The organism is Hymenobacter ruber (assembly GCF_054783255.1).
This window is the reverse complement of sequence record NZ_BAAGQX010000004.1, coordinates 1,117,998-1,141,407: the sequence shown is the minus strand read 5'-3', so window position 1 is coordinate 1,141,407 and position 23,410 is coordinate 1,117,998. Positions and strand designations below refer to the sequence as shown.

Genomic DNA, 23,410 nt, shown 5'->3' with positions numbered 1-23,410 from the left:
TGCATCTATCCCCCCGAAAAAAGAAAGAAAAAGAAGCCAGGCTTAGTTTGGTGAGTGAACGAGGCCTCCTTCCGGAGCCAGTCCTTTGGCCGCCCCCTGCTGCAACAGGAAGGCCATGGCTGGCTCCATTTCGTTTGTAATAACGCCGTCGAGAATGGCTTCCATCACGGCTTCCTTCAGCTCGCCCACGGCGCGCGAAGGCTTCAGCCCGAAGGTTTCCATGATGATTTCGCCGGTGATAACCGGGCGGAAGCTGCGCAGGTGGTCCTTCTCCTCCACTTCCTTCAGCTTCTCCTCCACCTCCGTGAAGTTGCGCAAATACCGCTCCTTGCGGGTGTGGTCCTTGCTCGTGATGTCGGCCCGGCACAGCAGCATCAGCCGGTCAATATCTTCGCCGGCCTCGAACAGCAGGCGGCGCACGGCCGAGTCGGTCACGGTTTCCTTCACCAGCGCGATGGGGCGCAGGTGCAGCCGCACCAGCTTCTGCACCATGCGCATTTCTTCGCCCAGCGGCAGTTTCAGGTCGGTGAAGATGCCGGGCACCCAGCGCGCGCCCTTGTCCTCGTGGCCGTGGAACGTCCAGCCCACTTTGGGGAAGTAGCGCTTGGTGGCGGGCTTGGCAATGTCGTGCAGCACGGCGGCCCAGCGCAGCCACAGGTCGCCGCCGGCATTGGCCACGTTATCCAGCACCTGCAGCGTGTGGTAGAAATTGTCCTTATGGGCGTGCGTGCCCACTTTTTCCACGCCGTGCAGCAGCGCCATCTTCGGAAAGATGAGCTGCAATAGCCCCGTTTGGAACAGCAGCTTGAACCCGTAGCTCGGCGTGGGCGACTCGATAATCTTGTTCAGCTCGACGGTAATGCGCTCCTGCGACACAATCTTTATCCGGTCCTTGTTCCGGATAATAGCGTCGAACGTATCGGGCTCAATATCAAAGTTGAGCTGCGAGGCAAAACGCACGGCGCGCATCATGCGCAGCGGGTCATCGGAGAATGTCACGTCCGGCCCCAGCGGCGTGCGGATGGTTTTGCTGGCCAGGTCCTTCATGCCCTCGTAGCGGTCCACCAGCTCACCGAAGTTCTCGGGGTTCAGGCTGATGCCGAGGGCATTGATGGTGAAATCGCGGCGGGCCAGGTCTTCTTCCAGCGTGCCGGCCTGCACTTCGGGCTTGCGGCTTTCGGCGCGGTAGCTTTCCTTGCGGGCTCCCACAAACTCAATGTCACCGGCCTCCTTAGTCGGCAGCATGGCCGTGCCGAAGTTCTTGAAAACCTGCACCCGTCCCCGGCCTTTCAGCTTGTTGCCCACGGCCTGGGCCAGCGCAATGCCATCGCCCACCGTCACCACGTCAATGTCCTTGCTATCGCGGCCCAGCGCCAAATCCCTCACGTAGCCGCCAATAACATAGGCCGGCTGATTCAACTCAGCTGCCGCTTCGGCAATGGTACGGAAAATGGGCAGTTCGGGCAGTTTTGGCGTGTTCATGGGCGCAAAGTTCGGCACTGGCCGCATAACGCCCCCGCCCCTACTCCCGCACCACTTCCAGTTTCCCGCCTTCGCCCAGCCGCACTACCCGCGAAGGGGCGGTACGCGTGGTATCGTCCTGCCGCCAGTTCACCACATGGTCGGCCCCGCGCACAATGGCCGGGTCTACTTCCGCATACACGGCTGGCGTGGGCTCGCCGGCTTTGTTGGCCGAGGTCGAAACCAGCCCGTGGCCCAGTCGCCGCACCACTTTGTGGCAGAATTCGTCCTTCACCACGCGCAAGCCTACGGTACCGTCTGGTGCCACCAGTTCCTTCGCCACGGCCCGACTGGCGGGCAGGATGTAGGTAGTCGGGCGCGTATCAGCGGCCAGCATGGCCTCCAGTTCGGCGGGCACTTCGGCGGCGTAGCGCTTTAGCATGGCCAAATCGGCCACCAGCACGATGCTGGGCTTGCCGGCCTCGCGGCCTTTCAGCTTGTAGAGCGCCTTCACGGCTGGTAGCGCTTCGGCGTCGCAGCCCACGCCCCACACAGTATCAGTCGGATAGAGAACAACTTGCTGAAGCAGCAACGCATCGACGGCGGCTTCTACTTCTTGTTGAAAACGGTTCATGAGGTAGCGCGGACTTTTAGCCCGCGATTGAATTTATGAATAAGATAATCAGACCATTCGCGGGCTAGAAGTCCGCGCTACTTGATGCTCTGGCACAGCTCCACCAATACGCCGGCCGCGCTTTTCGGATGCACAAAACACACCAGCTTGTTATCGGCCCCGTGCTTGGGCTCTTCGTTCAGCAGCACGAAGCCCTCCGCTTTTAGTCGCGCCATCTCGGCCCGAATGTCGTCCACCTCGAACGCGACGTGGTGAATTCCCTCGGGCTTTTTGGCCAGGAATTTCGTAATGGCGCTGTCCGGCGAAGTCCCCGCCAGCAGTTCAATCTTCGAGCCGCCAACCTGAAAAAAGACCGTATCCACGGCCTCGCTGGCCACGTGCTCCTTCTTATAAGGTGCCGCGCCAAGCAGCGTGGTGTAGAGCGCGGTGGCGGCTTCGAGGTCGTTTACGGCTAAGCCGAGGTGTTCGAGGTTGGTAATCATGGATGGGAATTTTGGGGAGCGGGTGCCGCTGGCCGGGCTAAAAAGCGGTGTTTACCGCGCATTTTGAGCCATTGCCGCAAGTCGGCGCATTTCCTTATTTAGATTGTGTCTACTTTTGTGGGACCAAAGAAAACTGATTGCCCCCGAACCGTGTTCTAAAGGCCAACCAGGCTTTCCTAGGTTTATCTTTTTGCTATACCGCTGCGCTCAATGCTGAAGCTCCCCATTTACCTCGACAACAACGCCACCACGCCGCTCGACCCGCGCGTGCTGGAGGCCATGATGCCTTACCTGACCGATGTATTCGGCAACGCGGCTTCCCGCAACCACCCCTTCGGCTGGGCTGCCGAGGAAGGCGTTGACTACGCCCGCGAGCAAATCGCTAAGCTCATCAACTGCGACCCCAAGGAAATCATCTTCACCTCGGGCGCTACCGAGTCGGATAACTTGGGCATCAAGGGCGTGTTCGAGATGTATAGCCAGAAAGGCAACCACGTCATCACTGCCACCACCGAGCACAAAGCCGTGCTCGATACCTGCAAGCACATCGAGAAACTGGGCGGCAAGGTAACCTACCTGCCCGTCGACGAAAAAGGCCTCATCAGCCTCGCCGAACTCGAAGCCGCCATGACGCCCGAGACGATTCTCGTGACCATCATGTACGGCAACAACGAAACGGGCACCATTCAGCCCATCCGCGAAATTGCCAAAATTGCCCACGCCCACGGCGCGCTGTTCATGACCGACGCCACCCAGGCCGTTGGTAAAATTCCGGTTGATGTGATTGCCGACGGCATCGACCTGATGGCTTTCTCGGGCCATAAAATCTACGGTCCCAAAGGTGTGGGTGCGCTCTATGTGCGCCGCAAGAACCCCCGGGTGAAAGTAACGGCCCAGATGGACGGTGGCGGCCACGAGCGCGGCATGCGCTCGGGCACCCTCAACGTGCCCGGCATCGTGGGCCTGGGCAAGGCCTGCGAAGTAGCGCGTCTCGACATGGAAGCCGACACCGCTCGCCTGAGCGCCATGCGTGACCGCCTCGAAAAGGAGCTCACCACGCTGGAAGAAAGCTACATCAACGGCTCGGTGGAGCACCGCCTGCCGCACGTGACGAATATCAGCTTCAAGTACGTGGAAGGCGAAGGCCTGATGATGGGCGTGAAAGACCTGGCCGTATCGTCAGGCTCGGCCTGCACCTCGGCCTCGCTGGAGCCCAGCTACGTGCTCAAGGCCCTGGGCCTGAGCGACGACCTGGCCCACAGCAGCCTGCGCTTCGGCCTGAGCCGCTTCACCACCGACGAGCAAATCGACTACGCCATCGGCCACGTAAAAGAGGCCGTGACCAAGCTCCGCGAAATGTCGCCCTTGTGGGAGATGTTCAAGGAAGGCGTCGATTTGAGCAAAATCGAGTGGGCGGAACATTAATTCAGTGAACAGTTATCAGTTAGCAATGAACAGTTTTGTTCTACTAGGCTCACCCGATAACTGCTCACTATTCACTGAAAACTGTTAACTGAAAATAAAATGGCTTACTCCGATAAGGTAATTGACCACTACAGCAACCCCCGCAACGTGGGCACGCTGGACAAAAGCAAGAAAAACGTAGGTACCGGCCTCGTGGGCGCACCCGAGTGCGGCGACGTAATGCGCCTGCAAATCGAGGTGGACGAAGCCACCAACACCATCACCGACGCCAAATTCAAGACGTTCGGCTGCGGCTCGGCTATTGCGTCGTCGTCGCTGGCCACGGAATGGTTGAAAGGCAAATCCATCGACGAGGCCCTGGCCATCGATAACATGGAGATTGTGGAAGAGCTGGCCCTGCCGCCCGTGAAAATTCACTGCTCGGTGCTGGCCGAGGATGCCATCAAGTCGGCCATCTCGGACTACCGCGTGAAAAACGGCCTGCCCGCGCTGGAGCTGTCGCACCACTAGTCTTTAATGAGGAATGAAGAATGAGGAATGAAGAATTGGCCTTGCGGCTGGTTCTTTCATTCCTCATTCTTCATTCCTCATTTTTCATTAACACATGGACGAATTTGACATTGCCCGGCTGGAGCGCGAGATTCGGCAGTACCTGGGCCTGGAGCCTGCGCAGCTGCGATTCGAGTTTCGGGAGCTGGAAGGCCAGACCCGGCTCGATTTGATAACGGTGAACCCGCGCCACGAGCAGAGCTTCCTGTTTCGCTACGAAACCGGCCGCGACAAGCTGGAGTGCCTAGAAAAGATGCTGGCCTATGTGAAGCGCTTCCGCGACACCGAAAGCTCCTACACGGTGCAGTGGCGCACCCGCGACGATAAAGAGTTGCACACCTCCTACTTCCGGGCGCATAACGTATATGAGGCGCTGGACAAGCTTTATTTCGGCCGCGATTTGAACACAATTACCGTGTTCAGCGTGGTGCTGAATCCGAGTTCGTAAGAGCCGGAATGAATTATTTGATGGGCGGGCGAACAAAGAAATTCGCCGGCTTGTTTATAATGTGTCTAAATTGCGGCTCCATTTGGTTTGCTTTTAAACCTAAACGGCCCCGCTCCTACTGCCATGATTACCGTATCGGATAAAGCCAAAGAAAAAGTATCGCGCCTGATGAGCGATGCGCACCTTGATGACACCTATCGCCTGCGTGCCTCGGTGGCGGGCGGCGGCTGCTCGGGCCTGAGCTACAAGCTGGATTTCGACAACGAAGTGCGGCCGATGGACCAGGAGTTTGAGGACAAGGGCGTGCGCGTGGTGGTCGACATGAAAAGCTTCCTCTACCTGGCCGGCACGGAGCTGGATTTCTCCGACGGCCTCAACGGCAAAGGCTTCCAGTTCAACAACCCCAACGCCTCGCGCGAGTGCGGCTGCGGTGAGAGCTTCTCGGTTTAAATAACTGCCGATGCGCAGCCATTGAGACGTAAGCATCTGGAATAAATCAACAAAAAGCCCCCGTGCATTATGCACGGGGGCTTTTTGTTGATTGCCTCGCGGCAGCTATTCTTTCTCGAACTTCTGCACGGTGCGGCCGGTGGCCGTTTGCAGCTCCAGGAAATAAAGGCCGGTGGGCAGGGCTTCGAGGTCGATGCTGGCGGTACCGGCTTTGGCGGTGCCGCGCAGCAGGGGCTGGCCCAACTGGTTGAGCACGCGGTAGGGCGTGGCCGCTACGGCGATGAAGCCGATGCGGCTGTGGGCCGGGTTGGGGTAAATTTCAACCTTAGCAACTTCGCCCGAACCGGCTACCGTGACTACCGGCGAGAAGGCGGTGGTACCGTCTAGGTCCACCTGAAGCAGGCGGTAGTAGAGCTTGGCAGCTGGGGCAGCTTTGTCGAGGGTGGCGTAGGCCGTGGGGCTCATGCTGTTGCCCTGAGCAGCTACAGTAGCTACCGTGGCGAACTCACGGCCGTCGAGGCTGCGCTGCACCTCGAAGCGGGCGCTGTTCTTTTCACTGGCCGTGGCCCATTTTACTGCAACCGTTTTATCGGCCTGGCGCTGGGCGTTGAAAGCCGTGAGCTCAACGGGCAGCGGGTTGGTGGCTTCCAGCACGTTGGTGTTGGACAGGTCATTTTGCGCACCGAGGACGAAGTCGGAGAAATCGGAGAAAGAAGCCGAGGTAAGAGTACCAACTACTGAGGGACCACCGGCCCCGGAATCGGTACCCGTGTTAGTAGAGCGGCCCAGATTGGTCCACTGGTTGGCAAATGGCCCGGCAGCGTCGCGCTTGGCAATCACGAAATCGGCGCTGCTGGGCACGTTCACGTAGTCCTCGGCCCCAAAGCTGAGGGTGATGGTGCCGGTGAAGTTGCCCGCCGTGGTGTTCGAGGATTTGACGGTGTAGAAGCGTTTCGACGAGACGCGGGCCAGTGGCGCGGTGCCGCCAGGGCCATTGCCGGCTGCCAACGTGCGGCTGGAGTTGCCCTCAAATTGCTCGGCCGTGTAGGTCGAAGCAGCGGCCTGGGCCGTGCTGGTGAGCGTGATGGGGCGATAGAATGCGCCTTTACCAACCGGGAACACCGTGGTAGCCGCACCCGCCCCCGTTACGCGGGCTAGCGGGCCGTTCACGAAGCTGCTGGCGCTGCCACCGGCCGCGTTGTTGGCCAGAGTGAGCACCTTAGCGCTGTTGTTGATAATGCCGTTGGTGAGCGTGAGGGTGCCGTCAACGGTGAGGGGCGTACCCAGCGTGAGGGTGCCACTGCTGGCACGGTTCAGAGTGAAGTTGTTTACCTCGGCCAGGCCCGCGGCGAAAATCAGGGTGCCCAGTGCCCCGGTGCCACCTACTACTAGGTTGGTAGTGGCCGAGCCCGCGATGTCGCCCGAGCCGGCATTAACCACGGTGCCATTGAGGGTGAGGGTGGCCGGCGTGACGCCATCGCCCACCACCAGGTCGCCGTTGGCCAGGGTGAGTACCCCGTTTACGGTGAGGTCAGACGGTACGGTGAGGTAGTCGTTAACTGCCTGCAGGCGCAGGTCTTTCACAGTGGTTGCGCCGGGAGTCAGGCGCAGGGTGCCAATGGAATAGTTGGTGCTAGCCGTTTCCAGACTGATGGTAGAGGTTGGCGAGGCAGTGATAGTACCCCGGCCGGTGCTGCCGGTGGTTCCGGTCGAGATTACAGCCTTCCCACCCGAGTAAAAGCGCAGGGTGTTTGAGTTCAGGACGAGCGTGGTACCCGTTTCCAGATAATAGCCGCCACTGGCGGAATTGCCTAGCTCAAGGGTGGTGGTGCCGCCTACATCAGAGAGAATGGCACCGCCACCGGGGGTGTAGGCAAACAACTCAAACAGGAGGATAGGGCTGCCGTTGCCGGTAATGGTCTGGGGCGTGGCAGCGAGCAGGTTTAGCGTGATGCGGGCACTTGATGCGCTATTGAAAGTCGCACCATTCACCAGCGTGAGGTTACCAGTGAGGTCGATGGACGAGAAGGGGGAGGAGGTATTGCTGCCCAGCACCGTATTATCGAGTGTGAGGTTACCGGGCACCACGGTGCTGGTAACTGGTGAGCTAATGTTGCCACCGTTTTTGGTCAGCGTCTTGGTGCCGTTCGTCAGCTTCAGGTTCTGATAGGCGAAAACGCTTGACGCAGGTACCGTGAAGGAACCGGTTTGGGCGAAGTCGATGGTGCTGCTGGCATCCTGCACACCTTGGGTAATAGACGTATAAGCGGCCGTGGCCGTGTTCTGAATGATGAGCGTGCTGCTGGCTAGTTGGTCGAGCTTACCGGTGAAGGTGAAGGTGGCCGGAATCACCAGCGAAGCATTGGCATTGAGTACCACTTTCGAGCCCGTGCCCGACACCGTCCAGTTGGCGCCGATGGTGCGGTTAGTGCCCGACACGTTGTAGGTGATGCCGGCCGCCGTGAAGTCGCCGGGCGAGCCACCCGAGCCGTCGCTGTTGGCGCCGAAGGTGCTGGCCAGGTTCAGGTCGCCGGTGGCTTTGGCGTAGAATACGCTGGGCGGGGCAGTGGTAGTGAAGCTGGCCGTACCGGGAGTAGTGGTCAGGTAGTTTTCCAGGCCGGGCGTGGCGTTATCGTTGTAGGCGTAGGTTTCGAGGGTGTAGCTGGTGGTGGCCGACAGGCCCGTAACCGTGAAGGTGTTGGGGCCGGTGCCAGTGGGGCCAGCATACACCACGTAGTTGCCGGTGCCGGTAGTGGCCCCGTTGCCGAAGGTGGTGCTGGCGGCATAGGTGTTGCCATCGAGCGGCGCCACGGCCGCAGTCGAAGTGGCGTGAATCACGACCAGCTGCTGGGTACCATTGCCGCCGTTCACCGTCACATCAGCCTGCGAGAATACGACGTTGGCCGTGCTCAGGGTGGGCTGCGTGGTGGGCTCGGTAGCCAGCGTGGGAGCCGAGCCACAGGTTACGGTCACGTCATCGAGGTAGAAGAGTGTCGTGGTATTTTCATTGCCCCGAGCGAAGCGCAGCAAAACGCTGGGCCGGGTCTGGTAGGCCGTCAGGTCGACAGTTTTCTTGGTCGCGGTAGAGAAGCTGGTGGTCATATCGGCCACACCAAAAGTGACTAGGGTCGTGTAATTCGTTCCGCCATCAATCGAAACCTGGACTTGCAGTGTGCGTGTTGTTGAACTGCTGCTGCGGGCCAGGTAGAAATCCACACTGGTCGGGTAGCTCAGCGCAGAGGCACTGGTCAGTGTTTGACTCGGTGCATTAAACTCAGCCGAACCGGCCGAACTGCCTCGGGTAATGCTAACGTTGCGGGCGATGCCGTTAGCAGCATAGGTCCACTTAGCAAAAGGAAAAGTATCGAAGTTGTCAGCCAGGCAGGGAGCCGTGGTTACGGCGAACGCGCCGGATGGCGTGCCGTTCACGGCCGGGTTGCTGGCATTCACCCGAATGACATAGGCCGAGCCAATGGCCGTGCCGCCCGGAATGGTTACCGTGAGCGAACCAGCAGCACTGGCTGTGGTAGTGAGCACTGTGCCGGGAAAAGTACCGGTGGCCGATGAGAGCTCGGCCGTAAAGACGTTGCCCGTGCCGAAGGTACCGGCGGTGGTGTAGGTCACCGTGACGCTACTGCCCTGCGTGACCGGGTTGGGCGTTACCGTGCCGGTGGTGATGGTGGGAAGGGCCGTTACCGAACCGCTTACTGTGACGGTGGTAGCGCTGGCCGTGCCGCCGCCCGTGATGCTCACGGTTTCGTTGGCGTAGCTGGCGGCTGCCAGGCCAGCCTTGAGGCGCACGTAGACCGGGGTGCTGGCTAGCGTGCCGCCGGCCGCGTTGGTAATGGCCGCCATCGCGCCGAAGGTGGAGTTATCGGTCGATACTTCGTAATCGGTGCCGGTGGCATCGATGCTGATGGCGCTGCCGGCCGTGAGGTTGCTGCCGGTCAGGCTGAAGGATTGCGAAGCCGACGGCCCGGCCCCTGCGTAATAATTGAAGCCGGTGAGCGCCGTGGGCGTGGCGGTGAGCAACGGCGTAGTGGGCGCGGCATCCGTGGTGAACGACTCGACGGCGCCATAGCCGGTGCCAGCTGAGTTGGACGCGTAGGCACGGTAGTAGTAGGTAGTGCTGGCCGTGAGGCTGGTCAGGCCGGTGCTGTAGGTGCCGGTGGCAGCTCCCGTGGTGCCCACCTGGGCAGGAGTTACGCCTGTGCCCAACAGTACCAGGGTAGCGGCAGTGCTGGCGGTGGTGCTGTACACAAAGCCATACGAGGTACTGGCCGTAGGCGTGCCCAGGCTGGTGATGTTGCCGGCAATGGTAGCAGCGGCCGAAGTGATGCCCGTGGCCGGAGCCGTAGTAGTGACTGTAGGCGCCACCGTGACCGTGCCCGTCACGGCAATGCTGCGCGTGGTGGCCCCGGTGCTGGCGTTGTCGATATTGCCGTTGTAGGTGCCGGCCGTGGTGGCCGCAGCCAGCCGCACCGAAACCGTGGTGCTCGCCACCGTGCCGCTGCTGGGCGTGAGGCTGAGCGAAGCCGCGCCTGCCGTTGCAAAGCCATCGGTTGAGAATTCGTAGCCAGCCAGCGGCCCCACGGTCAGGTTGGCCGTGAGGTTGCTGCCGCTTAGGGTGTAGGTTTTGATGGCCGAAGCCGTGCTCTGCACGGTGCTAAAGCTGCCGGCCGGCGTGAGGGTGCCGGTCGATATGGAGGCGGTGGCGGTGCAGGTGACCGCCGAGCTACCTGAATAGCGGGGAGTAGGCGTAGCAGCCGTTCCAAAGTCAGTACTGTTACTGCCAGTATCATTGCAGCCGCTACCACCCCGAATATTGGCAGTAGTGTTGGTATGTGCGACAGCAGCGGCACCTTCATAACAGTTGGCGTTACCAAAGCCCACAAAGTCGATGATATTAGCCGTTGGGCAAGAGGCCGTAAGCGCTGTTGTATTACTCACCAATGCAATTTTGCCTCCACCGACACCAATATTTATACTAGTGCTAGTGGCATCAAACCCCGGCAGTGCAGCCCCTACAGTGCCTGCCCCCCCACACTTAATAAGGAAGTACCCCCCAGCTGGTATTGATGTGTTAGGTAGTACAACAACCGTCCAGCTGGTACCTGTAGCAGAGGCTTGCTGAACCGATAATCCGTTTACCGATTGAGCTGAACTCGAAATATTGTGAAGTTCAATAAAATCGTTTTGGTAGGTAGCACTGCTATTGTTGCCACCACCATAAACTTGGCTGATGACAAGTGTGGTACTTATTGCTTGCCCCCACCCAAGCAGGGGTAACATTAACATCATCAGCAGCGCCAGGCTGCGGCTGATACCAGCGGAAAAATGGGGTAATGGTTTTTGCATAAAAAGCAAGTTGTTAGAGGGATTACCAAATTACCATGCGGTGGACACATTGAGTGTAAAGGTATTTGGGGAGACCTGAATTCAGGGCATGATGCCATTATCAAATCTTTATATCCCGCCCTTAACCTATCCAGCAGCGCCAAATCGGCTTTTTTTATTTTCACAACTCTTCTTTGGGCATCCATTCCGGATTGGGCGATGCCGCCAGCCCTGAGCAAGCAACTGACGGTAAGCCAGCTGTGCAAACCTTCTGAGGAGGCTATATTTTACGCTCTCCCACGCCGTCAAACACAAAAAAAGCCCATGCAAATGCAAAGGCTTTTTGAGGCATTGGGTACCGGCTGACTGGTTGCGAACAGGGCGGCGCAACGGTCGGCCGATTGGTAATGGTGCCTGCCATTCCGGGACGGGGGCATTTGCTGGGCGCTGCTGCCGGCGGAAGCAAATCCGCCGGGTGGGTGGCCACGCGCAGCCCGCCGGGCCGCTTAGGAATGACAGGACTTATGGGATAGCGCGGCACCGGCAGCCGCGGGCGCAGGCCGCGGGGCACGCAGCTCAGGTCGTGGGGAGCCGAAGGAAGGGCAGTCGTGCTGGCCCAGCACGGCGGCCGGCACGGCCAGCTTCAGCAGCAGCCCACTCAAAAAACGGAGTTTGACGACGGAGCTCATATTTCGGCGAAATAAGCCAACCCGGAATCCTGGGGGCTAGTTGAGTATTGATGCTGTGAAACTACTGGCCTGGGGCGGCTGGCCGGCACCGATATCGGCCAAATCCGGCACTGTATCGACCGAACGGGCTTTTGGAGGCCGCGCTATTGGGCCACGGCGTGGGCAAAGGCGGCATTCACGGACAGGCGGCGCACCCGGGCGGCTTGGGGAATAGCTACCGGCGCAGTCGCCACGGCCCGAATCACGTCTTCGGTGAGGGCGCACTGGCGGTGGTGCGAGTAGTGCCAGCGCGCCAGGCGGGCGCGCTCCACCCGCTCGCGGGTGGCAGCGGGCTCAGCAAAGGTGCGGCGGATGGCGCGGGCGCAGGCGGCCACGTCGCCGGACAAGTGGAGCAAGCCAGTCTGGCCGTGCTCCACCAGCTCGGCGGTGCCACCGGCGGCCGCGCCCACCACGGGCACGCCCGCGGCGAGGGCTTCCAGGGTCACCATGCCGTAGGTTTCGTTTTCCGAAGCCATCATAAATACATCAATGGCGTGGTAGAACACGGCCGGATTGGCGCGGAAGCCCCGGAAATGCACTTGGTTTTGCAGCCCCAGCCGGGCCACCTGCCGCTGCAGCTGCCGCAGGTAGTCGTCGCCCTCGTTGCGGGTGGGCTCGCCCATGATGACGAGGTGGGCGTCGTAGCCGTACTGCTGGCGCAGGTGGTGCAAGGCATTGATGACGAAATCCTGCCCCTTGCCGGCATCCAGCCGGCCCAGAATGCCCAGCAGGCGCACGTCCTGGGGCAGGCCCAGCTCCTGGCGGGCCTCGAAGGGCGTGTGGGTGGGCGGCGCAAACTGCTCCAGCGGCAGGCCCAGCGGCACGAGGTGCAGCTTGGCCATGTCGAAGCGGGTGAGGTGGGCCACTTCGCGGGCCAGGCCGGGCAGCGGCGTCAGCCAGGCATCGACCAGGCCGAAGCGCAGGGTGTGCACGGGGCTGCGCTTGGGGCGGCCCAGCTGCATGTGCTGCTGGTAAATAATGCGCAGACGGCCGCCCAGCAGGGTTTTCACGAGGGTGGCTACGGGCAAGTCTTTGTTCTGCGTCACCACCAGCACGTCGATGTTGAGGCGTTCGAGCTGCTCTTTCAGGGCCCAGGCCATGAGGGGCATGGCCAGGCCCCGGCGCACGGCCAGCGTTTCGAGGGGCACAAACCAGTCTTCGGCCCACATGGCCAGCGGCGTGGCGGGCGGCGCGAAAAACGTGACGCGCCACCCGCGCTCCTGCATCCAGCCCGCGAATTTGAGGCTGTTCAGCTCCAGCCCGCCCAGGCTACTTGAGAGGCAGAGCACCGCCAGCTGCGGGGCCGCCTCCCGCGCACGGGAGGCCGGGCCGGAAGCAGTGCTCCCGGAAAAGGTGAATGGGTACATAGCTCAGAAAGACAGGGAGTGTGTAGGGCATCGGGGGTGGTAGAAGGCGGACGAGAGTGAGGTCGTGGAATGAAACTGTCATCCTGAGCGCAGCGAAGGGCCTTGTTAGCGCTGAACAACTGGCAATGAACCTAGACGGTGCAACCGTGATAAGGCCCTTCGCTGCGCTCAGCATGACGCTCCATCTCAAGCAACTTTTCAGCTCCAGCGGCTGAGGAACTGCAGGAAGGTGTCTTTGTATTGGTCGCCCACGGGGATGGTGACGGCCCCAATCTGGACGGTGAGGCGGCGCACGGCCTCAATCTTATCGAGCGCCACGATGAACGAGCGGTGGATGCGCATGAAGCGCCGGGTGGGCAGCTTCTCCTCCATTGCCTTAAGGCTCATGAGGCTCAGCAGGGCGCGGGGGGTGCTTTTGAGGTGCACTTTTACGTAGTCTTTCAGCCCTTCCACATAGAGGATGTCGCTGAGGGCCACGCGCACCAGCTGGTATTCGGCCTTCAGGAAGAGGTATTCTTCTTCCTCAGGGCCGGTGGAAACCGGCGCGGTGGCGTGCTGCGAGGTGAGCTCGGCGTAGGCGCGGGCCTTGCCGGCGGCGCGCAGAAACTCCTCGTAGTTAAAGGGCTTCACTAGGTAATCCAGCGCATCGACGCGGTAGCCATCCAAGGCATACTGGCTGAAGGCGGTGGTGAAGATGACGCGCGGGCCGGTGGGGCCCAGCACCCGGGCCAGCTCCAGGCCATTCAGCTCCTGCATCTGGATATCCAGAAAGGCCAAATCGACGGTGCCGGGATGCTCGTGTAGGTACTTAAGGGCCTCCACGGCGCTGCCGAACTTGCCCACCAGTTCCAGAAACGGCGTTTTCTGCACGAAGGACGCCACCAGGCCCAGGGCCAGGGGCTCGTCGTCAACGGCAATGGTTTTGAGAGGCGGCAGGGCGGTAGTCATGGGAACGGGTAATGGAAAGCGGTAAGCGGCGGGACGGTGGCGGTTGTCATCCTGAGCTTGCGAAGGACCTTATCACGTCAGGAGTGGAATTGTAATTAATGCCAACCGTTCAGCGGGGATAAGGTCCTTCGCTTCGCTCAGGATGACAGACTTTTCTCATTTCCCACTTGCAAGGTCAAATGCACCCGGAATTCGTTGGCGGGCGTGTGGTCATCCACCAGCAGGCTGAACCGGCCGGGGTACAGGAGGTCGAGGCGGCGGCGGGTGTTGGCCAGGCCGATGCCGTTGCTGCCGGCCAGGTCGGTGCTGGGCAGCGCGAGCAGGGTGTTGCGCACTTCCAGCTCCAGCACGTTGGGCGAGGGCTGGCTCAGGCCGATGTAAATTTTGCTGCTTTGAGTGGCCGCCACACCGTGCTTGAAGGCGTTTTCGAGGAAGGGCAGCAGCAGCATGGGGGCCACGGGCACGTCGCGCACGGGCTCGGGGCGGTCGAAGGTAACGGTCACGCGCTCATCGAGGCGCAGCTGCATGAGGGTGATGTAGTCCTGCACGAAGGCGATTTCCTGGCTTAGTAAGGTGAGGCCGCCGGCGGTATCATACAGCACGTAGCGCATCATGCGCGAGAGCCGGTGAATGGCCACGCGGGCCTGCTCACCATCCAGCAGCGTGAGGGCGTAGATGTTATTAAGCGTATTGAAGAAGAAGTGCGGGTTAATTTGGGCCTTGAGCACCGACAGCTCGGAGCTGACGCGCTGCTGCTCCAGGGTCTGCCGAATCTGGGCATCCTTCTGCCACTTCTGCACCACCGTGATGCTGGTGCTGATGCCCAGCACAAACATGGTGGTGAGCAGGCCCATGGTGTCGATGCGGAAGCTGCCCCGGGGGGTGAGCCGGGGCCGGCCGGCCGCCGCCACAAAGGCCTTGTCCATGAGTTCGGGCAGGTTGAGCGAGAGCTCCAGAAACTTGCTGAAGCTGAGCACCACCGCCGTGGTGGCTATCAGGGCCAGAATAAACCATTCGGTGCGGCCGTGCAGCAGCAGGCGCGGCACCGTGACCTTGGACGTGAAGTAGAATGTGGCAATCCAGACGGCAAACATCAGCCCCTGCTTCAGCCAGAATTGCGGCGGCATGGTGAGCCGCCCGGTGAGCGGCTGAAACAACAAAAACGTGAGCCCGAACAGCCCCCACACCAGCACATGAATGAGCGGCGTGAGGTAGCGACGGGGCGTGAGGACGGCCATAGACGAGGGAGAAATCGAAACAAACATAGCCGGTCCCCTATCCCAAAGCCGAGCCAAACCGACCACACCCCGCAATTGTATCGACGGCGGGCGGCGTTTTACCGTTGGGGAAGGCGGGATTTGATGGGAAGAAGCCGACAGAACATGACTCCCCTCCTTACCAAGGAGGTGATGTTCGAGCCAACGGCTCGGACGGGGGTGGTTGTGGGCGTTGAACGGCTCCCGAGTGGTACGGTACCACCCGGGACCGATGCAACACCACCCTAGACCGGTTCCACACCGCCCCGGACCGATGCCGCACCACCCGGAACCGGTTCCACACCACTCAGGACCGGGACCGCACCACCCGGGACCGTCCAACGCCACAACCACCCCAGCTGACGCTTTGCGTCAGCGTCCCCTCCTTGGTAAGGAGGGGAGTTTTTCGTGCGACACTTCCGCCCTCAGTCCCGACCTTTGCCCACATGATTCGCCCGCTACTGCTGCTGCTTGTGCTGTTGTCCCCTGCCCCGGCGCCAGCCGCTCCGTCCCTACCCGACTACGCCACCTACCCCACCTACCTCGGCCCCGACCTCGGCCTGACCTGGCGCGGGGCCCAGGCCACCCTGCGCGTGTGGGCCCCCACTGCCGAGGCCCTGCACCTGAAACTATACAAAGACGGCAGCGGCGGCACCGCCACCGCCGACTACGCCATGACCAAGGCCGAAGGCGGCACCTGGACCTACACCCTGCCCGCCGGCACGACAGGATTCTACGCCGTGCAGGCCACCATTGCGGGCAAAAAGATGGCCGAAGTGGCCGACCCCTACGCCCACGCCGTGGGCGTGAACGGCCTGCGCGGGGCCGTGTTCAACCCCATCATCGCCGAGCCGCCGGGCTGGAAAGACGACCTCCGCCCCGCCCTCAAGCAGACCACCGACATCGTAATCGGCGAAGTCCACCTGCGTGACCTTACCATGCACCCGCAGTCGGGCGTGCGGCACAAGGGCAAGTTTCTGGGCGCGGCCCAAACCGGTACGCGCGGCCCGGATGGCGTGAGCACCGGCCTCGACCACCTGGTAGAATTTGGCCTGACCCACGTCCACTTGCTGCCCACCAACGACTTCGCCAGCATCGACGAAGCCGCCCCCGCCAGCGCCAACCGCTACAACTGGGGCTACGACCCGCAGAACTACACCGTGCCCGAAGGCACCTACTCCACCGACGCCACCAACCCCGCCGCCCGCATCCGCGAGTTCAAGCAGCTGGTGGAAAACCTGCATGGCGCTGGCCTGCGCGTTGTGTTGGATGTCGTGTACAACCACACCGCCAACGCCCGCCGTAGTAATTTCGAGCAGCTGGTGCCCGGCTACTACTACCGCCACAATCCCGACGGCACCCTGAGCAACGCCACCGCCTGCGGCAACGAAGTAGCTTCGGAGCGGACCATGGTCCGCAAGCTTATCGTGGAATCCGTGGCGTACTGGGCCCAGCACTACCACGCCGACGGCTTCCGCTTCGACCTCATGGGCGTGCTCGATATCGAAACCATGCGCGCCGTGCGCGTGGCGCTGGACCAGCAGGACCACAGCATTTTTATCTACGGCGAGGGCTGGACCGCCGGCCCCTCGCCACTGCCCGATGCCAAGCGCGCCCTCAAAGGCAACATCATGAAGCTGGACCGCATTGCCGCCTTTGGCGATGAGCTGCGCGACGGCGTGAAGGGCCACTACGCCCACCAGACCGAGCCCGGCTTCGCCAGCGGCCAGACCGGCCTGGAGGAGAGCGTGAAATTCGGCATCGTGGCCGCCACCCAGCACCCCCAGCTCGATTATACCAAGGTCAATTACTCGAAAGCGCCGTGGGCCGGCGCGCCGTCCCAAACCATCAACTACGTGGCCTGCCACGACGACCGGGTGCTCTGGGACAAGCTCCGCGCCTCGAACCCCAACACTTCTGAGGACACGTTGATTAAGATGGATTTGCTGAGCAACACCATCGTCTTCACCTCGCAGGGCGTGCCGTTTTTGCCGGTCGGCGATGAATTTCTACGTACCAAAGGTGGCTCCTCGAACTCCTACAACCAGCCCGACAGCGTGAACCAGATTGACTGGGGCCGCAAGGCCAAGTACGTGGGCGTGTACGAGTTCTACCGCAAGCTGCTGGCCCTGCGCCGCAACCATCCCGCCTTCCGTCTGCCCACCACCGAGCTTATCCAAAAGCACCTCGAATTCCTGCCGAACATGGCCCCCGGCATCATTGCCTACCAGCTGAAAGACCACGCCGGCGGCGATGCCTGGAACACCATTACCGTCATTTTCAACGGCAACCGCTCGGCCTGGAGTGTGCCCCTGCCCCGCGACACCTACAAAGTAGTCCTGCGCGGCAACCAAATCCAGGAAGAAGGCCTCGACGTGCTGGAAGTAACCAGCGGCGTGCAGGTCCCCGGCAATTCCGCGCTGATTTTGGTGCGGTAGAGACGCATAATTACGTCTCATCGTTGAACGGTAATCGTGCAGACGATGCGGACGACGAGACGCAATTATGCGTCTCTACCCTTGCTGATTTGGAAAAAATCTATTTCCATTCTGAAAAAATTTATCCCCGTTGAGCCTCGTGCCCGGCGGGGATTTTTTTTATTATCACACTTAAAATCAATAGTATACCAAATTATCCCGAAAGTATTTCCGAAACGGCATTGGTATTGGCATAAGGTGGAGGTAACCAACTAACGGCCGCAGCGGCCACTACCCCACACCCCCAATACCAACGCCATGAACGCACTTCCCTCTTTCGATTCCGCCCCCGGCCTCCCCAAGTGGCAGCAGCCGGAAAAAATCGCCGGCCGCGTGGTCCTGCTCGGACTGGTGGGCACGGCGATGTACTTCTGGGGCAGCATCCTTCCCTTCCTCGTCGACATGGTGTTCGACACCGTGAAGCTGGGCATCGGGCTCGGCACGCTGTTCGTGCTGTTTCTGCTGGCCACCAATAAGCGCATTCACGCCGGGCTGTGGTATGCCGGACAGCGCATTCTGCGCTCGATGGCGGGCATTTTCGTCAACACCGACCCCATCGGCATCATGGAGGACTACATCTCGAACACCGAGAAAGAAGCCCGCAAAATGGACGCCGAAGTTACTAATATTGAAGGCGCGCACGAGCTGGTGAAGCGCAAACTGGCCGCCAACTCCGCCCAAATTAAGGAGTACCTGGCGCTGGCCGACTCGGCCACCCGCCAAGGCGAAAAGGACGCCGCCGAATCGTACGCCATGCGCGCCGCCCAGGTGCAGGACTACAACCAGCGCCTGCAGCCCATGGCCACCACCACAGCCAACGTGACGGTGGTAATGCGCCAGATTCTGAAAGCTGCTCTGCGCCAGATTGATGGCAGCAAGTTCAAAGTCAACCTCTTGAAAGACGAATATGCCCTAGTGAAACGCACCAGCTCGGGCATGCGCGCGGCGATGAACATCCTGCGCGGCGACCCGGACAAGAAGTATTTCTTCGACCTGGCCACCGACCGCGTGGCCGAGGACATGGCCCAGCAGCTGGGCCAAATCAAGCAGGCCATGCGCTATTCGCAGGAGTTCGTCAAGGAAATGGACATCCAGAACGGCGTGATGAGCGAGAAAGGCCAGCGCCTGCTCGACCAGTACCAGAAAGGCGAATTCAACGCCGTGCTCAACGAAAAACCGCAAGCTCCCCAGTCCCTTACCGCCACTAAAAAAGCCTCCGATGATGCCTATTCTAGCCTGCTTGACTAGCTTTTTGCTGGCCTGCGGCCTGGTGGGCCTGCTGGGAGAATCTACTGTAGAAGACCGTCATGCTGAGCGCAGTCGAAGCATCTCTACCGCAGTAGTAATCCAACCGGCCCAACGAAGCGGTAGAGATGCTTCGACTACGCTAGGCTTCGCTCAGCATGACGGCCTGAAAGTAGCCGCCAGCATTCAGGTCAGCCGATAATCAGCCCCACCAAAACCGAAAAAATCCAGCGCCCAAAATGGGCGCATTACCCCTCTTTTGCCCATACTAAAATGACTACCCGCGGTAAATTCATCATTGGCCTCCTCCTCGTAGGCCTCCTGTACTTCGGTATTAACAAGCTGGTTTCCAGCGGTGCCGTATTTAAGAAAGCCGATACGCAGTCGGTGCTTTTGAACTCGATTGAGCTACCCACGGCCACCGGCGGCAGCCGGGCCAACATCGTGGTGCCGCTGGCCCCCATGCCCGGCACCGCCCCGGCCGACAAAGGCACGCCCCTCACCTGGGAGGTAATGGCCTGGAACAGCCAGATGGCCGGCATGCTGGCCAACGGCGGCCCCCGCTCCACCATGGGCTCGGCCGCTGCGGCCAATGGCCTGGATATGCAGATTGTGCGTCAGGATGACGTGAGCAAGATGCAGGCTGACCTCGTGAAAAACGCCATGGATTTGCAAAACAACCCCGCCACCCCGGGCCTGATTGTAAGCATCATGGGCGACGGCCTGCCCGGTTTCTCGGCCGTGCAAACGGAACTGAAAAAAGCCGGCACCCAACTGCAAATCATCCCCTACTCGGTGGGTAAATCCTTCGGCGAAGACAAGCTGATGGGCCCGAAAGAGTGGCTCGACAACCCCAAAACTGCCCTGGGCAAAACCGTGGCCTGCTACCTGCGCGACGGCGACCAGAACATTGCCCTGAAATGGTGCGCCGACAACGGCCTGAAAGTGAACCCCGACGAAACCACCTACGACCCCGAAGCTGTGAACTTCATGGCCGCCTCCGACTTCCTCGTTGCCGCCGAGAAATACATTCTCGGCAAGCCCGAAAGCCGCACCAAAGTGGTGAACGGCAAGAACACCGGCGTGAAAGTGGACGTGGTAGCCGACGCCGTAGCCACCTGGACGCCCGGCGACGTGAACATTGCCAAGCAGCGCGGCGGCCTTGTCAATATCGTGAGCACCAAAGATTACTCCAACCAGATGCCCAACATCATGGTAACCACCAAGCGCTGGTATGATGCCCACCCCAAAGAAGTGCTGGGCCTGATGACGGCCTTCGCCGTAGCCGGCGACCAGGTGAAATCGCACCCCGAAGCCCTGGCCCGCGCCGCCGACATCGAAGCCACCGTGTACGGCGACCAGGACAAGCCCGGTGCCTACTGGCTGAAGTACTACAAAGGCGTGAGCGAGGCCGACCGCAACGGCAACGTGGTGGAGCTGGGCGGCAGCAAAGCCTTCAATTTCAGCGATAACCTAAACCTGTTCGGCCTCGATGAAGGCGGCACCAACATCTACGCCGCCGTGTACAAAACCTTCGGCGACGTGCAGAGCAAGCTCTACCCCAAAGAATTGCCCAGCTACGTGCCATTGAATGAAATGCTGGACCTGACGCCCTTGAAAAACCTGCAAGCCCAGTACAAAGGCAAAGCCGTAGCCCCGGCCGAAACCCAGCAGTTTGCCGCCGGCGATGAAATCCGCCAAAGCGTGAGCAAGCGCGCCTGGAACATTGAATTCAACAGCGGCCAGAGCAGCTTCACCCCCGCCGCCGAGCGCGACCTCAGCCAGCTTTTCAACGACCTGGTAGTAGCCGGCCGCCTGAAAGTGGCCGTGCACGGCCACACCGACAACTCCGGCGACCCCGGCCGCAACCAGCAGCTGAGCGAAGACCGCGCCATGGCCGTGCAGCACTGGCTCGAAACCAAAAGCCACAGCGCCTTCCCCGACGGCCGCGTGCAAGTGTATGCCCACGGCGCCACCGAGCCGGTAGCCAGCAACGCCACGCCAGAGGGCAAAGCCAAAAACCGCCGCGTGGAAGTAGTGCTGGGCAATTAAAAATGTAGCGTGGACTCTGCGAGTCCGCGTCACGAGCGCAGCGAGTATCGTCGCCTGAATTCCACAACCCTTTCCCCAAGCACGGGCGCAGTCGACGATACTCGCTGCGCTCGTGACGCGGACTCGCAGAGTCCACGCTACATGCCATGAAATCCCTTTTCGCCCCCAACGCCCAGCCGCGCCGCCTTGTGTTCACCACCATGGTGGTGGCCCAAGTGGCCCTGTTGCTACTACTGTGGCTATTTTATCCCATGCAGCTCTTCCCCAGCCTGGGCGAAGTCGTCCGCTCCCTCGGCGACCTCATCACCACGCAGGGCCTCATCCAGGAGCTATGGGCCAGCATGACCACAGCCATCGAAGCCCTGGCCGTGGCCACGGTGCTGGCGCTACTCATCTCCTACCTCACGGCGCTGCCCTTCTTCCGCCCCATCGCCTACGCGGCCTCCAAAATGCGCTACCTCACGCTCACCGGCCTCACCTTCTTTATGGCCCTGATGATGAGCTCCGGCCACCAGGTGAAGCTCTCGGTGCTCATTTTCGGGGCCACGGTGTACTTGGTCACGGGCATGACGAGCGTGATTCTGACCACCACGCAGGAAGAAATGGACCACGCCCGCACCCTGGGCATGAGCGAGTGGCGCAGCTTCTACGAGGTGGTGGTACTGGGCAAATTGGATGAAATGCTCGAAGTCGTGCGCCAGAACTTCGCCATCATCTGGACCATGATTACGCTGGTGGAAACGCTTTATCAGTCCGAAGGCGGCATCGGCCTGCTACTCTATAAGCAGAATCGGTACCTGCACCTCGATGGGGTACTGGCTATTCAGCTGGTGATTCTGGCGACTGGCGCGGCGCAGGACTATGTGTTTGTGCTGTTGCGTCGGGTGTTTTTCCCTTACTCAGCGCTGCACGTAGCGCGGACTTTGTAGTCCGCGAGTCCAACGGTTCCCGTCGCGGACTACAAAGTCCGCGCTACGTGAGGCCGTCCATCACATAGGTAAAGGGCCATTTCTGCCAATCGGCCACTAGCCCTGCTTTCACCGGATTCTGCACGATGTAGCTGACAATTCTATCTAACTCTCCTTTCCGCACGATGTGGTCATAGCTTTCGGATTGCCAGAAACTCCCCGTGCGCCCCAGCAATTTATTGGCTTGCAGCGCGGAGAAGCCCTTTATCCGCTGCAAAGTCCGCAACAGGGGCGGCGATTCTTCTGACAGCCGCACCAAGAGGTGCACATGGTTCGGCATCAGGCAATAAGCCAGCAGCTGATAATGAGTGCCGTCGAAGTGGTGCAGCGACTGCCTGACAATGGCCGCAATTTCCGGCTGCCGCAACCAGGTAGGACCGTGGTCGGAGCTAGCCAACAAATCATCAAAGCGTCCGAAATACCTTTTCCGCTCGGCATAAAGTTGAGCCGGGTTCAAGTCCGAGCTGCGCTGCATCAGTTGGGCTTCGTCCTGCAAACGGCCCAGCAATTCCTGCGGCAACGAATCGGCAAGGCGGAAAGTGATGAAAATATCCTCTCCCGGCGGCAGCCAGTGCGGCAAGTGCCGCTCATAGAAAACCAAGTCCTCCACTCATGTAGCGCGGACTTTGTAGTCCGCGAGTCCAAGCTACTGCCCATTCTTTCAACATCCTTCACTCGCGGACTACAAAGTCCGCGCTACATCCCATGACTGCCCACACCTACGCCTACCGCGACCCCATCCTGACGCTCAACAACGTCTCCATCACCCTCAATGGCGAGCAAATCCTGCGCGACATCAACGCCCAGGTCCTCGACGTGACGCGCCCCAACATGCAGCAGGGCCAGGTCGTGGGCTTCTACGGCCGCTCGGGCATCGGCAAATCGGTGCTGTGCCGCATCATGGCGGGCCTCATCGCCCCCGGCACCGGCACCGTGGAAGTGGGTCTCGCCCAGCAGCCCGTCACGCCCGGCATGGTGGGCTTCGTGCAGCAGCGCTACCCCCTCTTCGACCACCGCACCCTGCACGACAACCTGCTGGTGGCCGCCCAGCGCAAGCATGCCCCCGCCGACGCCCGCCAGCACGTCGACGCCTACCTCGAACGCTTCGGCCTGGCCCCGCACCGGCGCAAGTACCCGGCCCTGCTCTCGGGCGGGCAGCGCCAGCGGGCGGCCATCGCCCAGCAGTTGCTCTGCTCCGACCACCTCATCCTGCTCGATGAGCCCTTCTCCGGCCTCGACGTGGCCATGATTGACGAAGTGAAGCGCATCATCGTCGAAGTCACCACCATGGACGAGCTGAACACCGTCATCATCGTCTCGCACGACATCGTGACCACCACCGCCCTGGCCGACCGCCTCTGGCTGCTCGGCTACGAGCACGACGCGGCCGGGGCCCTCGTGCCGGGCGCCACCATCAGCCCCCAGCACCAATACAACCTGGCCGAAATGGGCCTCGCCTGGCACGAAAACGTCGAAGCCGAACCCGAATTCGCCCAGTTCGTCGAGCACATCAAGAATGAGATTCGGGGGAGTTAGTAGGCGCTCCGGATGAATTTATAAAGTCCCTTCAAACAGTGCTTTCA

At 60.8% G+C, this 23,410-nt stretch carries 18 protein-coding genes; 9 read left to right on the top strand and 9 right to left on the bottom strand.

Annotation, left to right across the window (positions count from 1 at the left end):
• Positions 1 to 42: 42 nt before the first annotated feature.
• From ACYVM5_RS15480 to mce, 3 genes are all read right to left on the bottom strand, one after another.
• Positions 43 to 1,482: a CCA tRNA nucleotidyltransferase gene (locus ACYVM5_RS15480; protein WP_460619015.1), complete on the bottom strand. Its 1,440-nt coding sequence runs from the start codon at positions 1,480 to 1,482 to the stop codon at positions 43 to 45.
• 40 nt (positions 1,483 to 1,522) lie between these two features.
• Positions 1,523 to 2,095 (bottom strand): L-threonylcarbamoyladenylate synthase, encoded by a 573-nt coding sequence (locus ACYVM5_RS15475; RefSeq protein ID WP_460619014.1) that lies wholly within the window; start codon positions 2,093 to 2,095, stop codon positions 1,523 to 1,525.
• 77 nt (positions 2,096 to 2,172) lie between these two features.
• Positions 2,173 to 2,577 carry a VOC family protein gene (mce, locus tag ACYVM5_RS15470; protein ID WP_460619013.1) on the bottom strand — a complete coding sequence of 135 codons (405 nt, stop codon included), beginning with the start codon at positions 2,575 to 2,577 and terminating at the stop codon, positions 2,173 to 2,175.
• Between the two features lie 210 nt (positions 2,578 to 2,787).
• On the opposite strand from mce, the gene ACYVM5_RS15465 reads away from it, so the two are divergent.
• The 4 genes from ACYVM5_RS15465 (at position 2,788) to ACYVM5_RS15450 (ending at position 5,449) form a co-directional block, all read left to right on the top strand.
• Positions 2,788 to 4,002, top strand: coding sequence for an IscS subfamily cysteine desulfurase (locus ACYVM5_RS15465; RefSeq protein ID WP_317191669.1), 1,215 nt, complete (start codon positions 2,788 to 2,790; stop codon positions 4,000 to 4,002).
• A gap of 99 nt (positions 4,003 to 4,101) precedes the next feature.
• Complete coding sequence (gene iscU, locus ACYVM5_RS15460) at positions 4,102 to 4,512, top strand: Fe-S cluster assembly scaffold IscU (protein WP_168673962.1); 411 nt, start codon at positions 4,102 to 4,104, stop codon at positions 4,510 to 4,512.
• A gap of 94 nt (positions 4,513 to 4,606) precedes the next feature.
• On the top strand, positions 4,607 to 4,999 hold the full coding sequence (locus ACYVM5_RS15455) for a hypothetical protein (protein WP_460619012.1): 393 nt from the start codon (positions 4,607 to 4,609) through the stop codon (positions 4,997 to 4,999).
• A gap of 123 nt (positions 5,000 to 5,122) precedes the next feature.
• The gene (locus tag ACYVM5_RS15450; RefSeq protein WP_305030347.1) at positions 5,123 to 5,449 is read left to right on the top strand and encodes a HesB/IscA family protein; all 327 of its coding nucleotides are present in this window, start codon (positions 5,123 to 5,125) and stop codon (positions 5,447 to 5,449) included.
• Positions 5,450 to 5,554: 105 nt separating this feature from the next.
• Here the strand turns inward: ACYVM5_RS15450 and ACYVM5_RS15445 are convergent, their stop codons facing one another.
• From ACYVM5_RS15445 to ACYVM5_RS15425, 5 genes are all read right to left on the bottom strand, one after another.
• Positions 5,555 to 10,741 (bottom strand): T9SS type A sorting domain-containing protein, encoded by a 5,187-nt coding sequence (locus ACYVM5_RS15445; protein WP_460620190.1) that lies wholly within the window; start codon positions 10,739 to 10,741, stop codon positions 5,555 to 5,557.
• A gap of 551 nt (positions 10,742 to 11,292) precedes the next feature.
• Positions 11,293 to 11,475, bottom strand: a complete 183-nt coding sequence (locus tag ACYVM5_RS15440) for a hypothetical protein (RefSeq protein ID WP_460619011.1) — start codon at positions 11,473 to 11,475, stop codon at positions 11,293 to 11,295.
• Positions 11,476 to 11,618: 143 nt separating this feature from the next.
• The gene (locus ACYVM5_RS15435) at positions 11,619 to 12,881 is read right to left on the bottom strand and encodes a glycosyltransferase family 4 protein (protein ID WP_460619010.1); all 1,263 of its coding nucleotides are present in this window, start codon (positions 12,879 to 12,881) and stop codon (positions 11,619 to 11,621) included.
• A 198-nt stretch (positions 12,882 to 13,079) separates the two neighbouring features.
• Positions 13,080 to 13,829, bottom strand: a complete 750-nt coding sequence (locus tag ACYVM5_RS15430) for a LytR/AlgR family response regulator transcription factor (protein WP_460619009.1) — start codon at positions 13,827 to 13,829, stop codon at positions 13,080 to 13,082.
• A 137-nt stretch (positions 13,830 to 13,966) separates the two neighbouring features.
• Positions 13,967 to 15,067: a sensor histidine kinase gene (locus ACYVM5_RS15425; protein ID WP_460619008.1), complete on the bottom strand. Its 1,101-nt coding sequence runs from the start codon at positions 15,065 to 15,067 to the stop codon at positions 13,967 to 13,969.
• A gap of 464 nt (positions 15,068 to 15,531) precedes the next feature.
• Here ACYVM5_RS15425 and pulA point away from each other — a divergent pair, with 464 nt between their 5' ends.
• The 4 genes from pulA (at position 15,532) to ACYVM5_RS15405 (ending at position 21,788) form a co-directional block, all read left to right on the top strand.
• On the top strand, positions 15,532 to 17,523 hold the full coding sequence (pulA, locus tag ACYVM5_RS15420; RefSeq protein WP_460619007.1) for a type I pullulanase: 1,992 nt from the start codon (positions 15,532 to 15,534) through the stop codon (positions 17,521 to 17,523).
• 297 nt (positions 17,524 to 17,820) lie between these two features.
• Positions 17,821 to 18,810 carry a PspA/IM30 family protein gene (locus ACYVM5_RS15415; RefSeq protein WP_460619006.1) on the top strand — a complete coding sequence of 330 codons (990 nt, stop codon included), beginning with the start codon at positions 17,821 to 17,823 and terminating at the stop codon, positions 18,808 to 18,810.
• A 270-nt stretch (positions 18,811 to 19,080) separates the two neighbouring features.
• Positions 19,081 to 20,859, top strand: coding sequence for an OmpA family protein (locus tag ACYVM5_RS15410; protein WP_460619005.1), 1,779 nt, complete (start codon positions 19,081 to 19,083; stop codon positions 20,857 to 20,859).
• Positions 20,860 to 21,005: 146 nt separating this feature from the next.
• On the top strand, positions 21,006 to 21,788 hold the full coding sequence (locus tag ACYVM5_RS15405; RefSeq protein ID WP_460619004.1) for an ABC transporter permease: 783 nt from the start codon (positions 21,006 to 21,008) through the stop codon (positions 21,786 to 21,788).
• A gap of 43 nt (positions 21,789 to 21,831) precedes the next feature.
• On the opposite strand, the gene ACYVM5_RS15400 is transcribed toward ACYVM5_RS15405, so the two are convergent.
• Entirely contained in the window at positions 21,832 to 22,407 is a 576-nt protein-coding gene (locus ACYVM5_RS15400; RefSeq protein ID WP_460619003.1) for an REP-associated tyrosine transposase, read from the bottom strand.
• 125 nt (positions 22,408 to 22,532) lie between these two features.
• Between ACYVM5_RS15400 and ACYVM5_RS15395 the strand changes: the two genes are divergently transcribed.
• Positions 22,533 to 23,363 (top strand): P-loop NTPase family protein, encoded by an 831-nt coding sequence (locus ACYVM5_RS15395; protein ID WP_460619002.1) that lies wholly within the window; start codon positions 22,533 to 22,535, stop codon positions 23,361 to 23,363.
• Positions 23,364 to 23,410 lie beyond the last annotated feature (47 nt).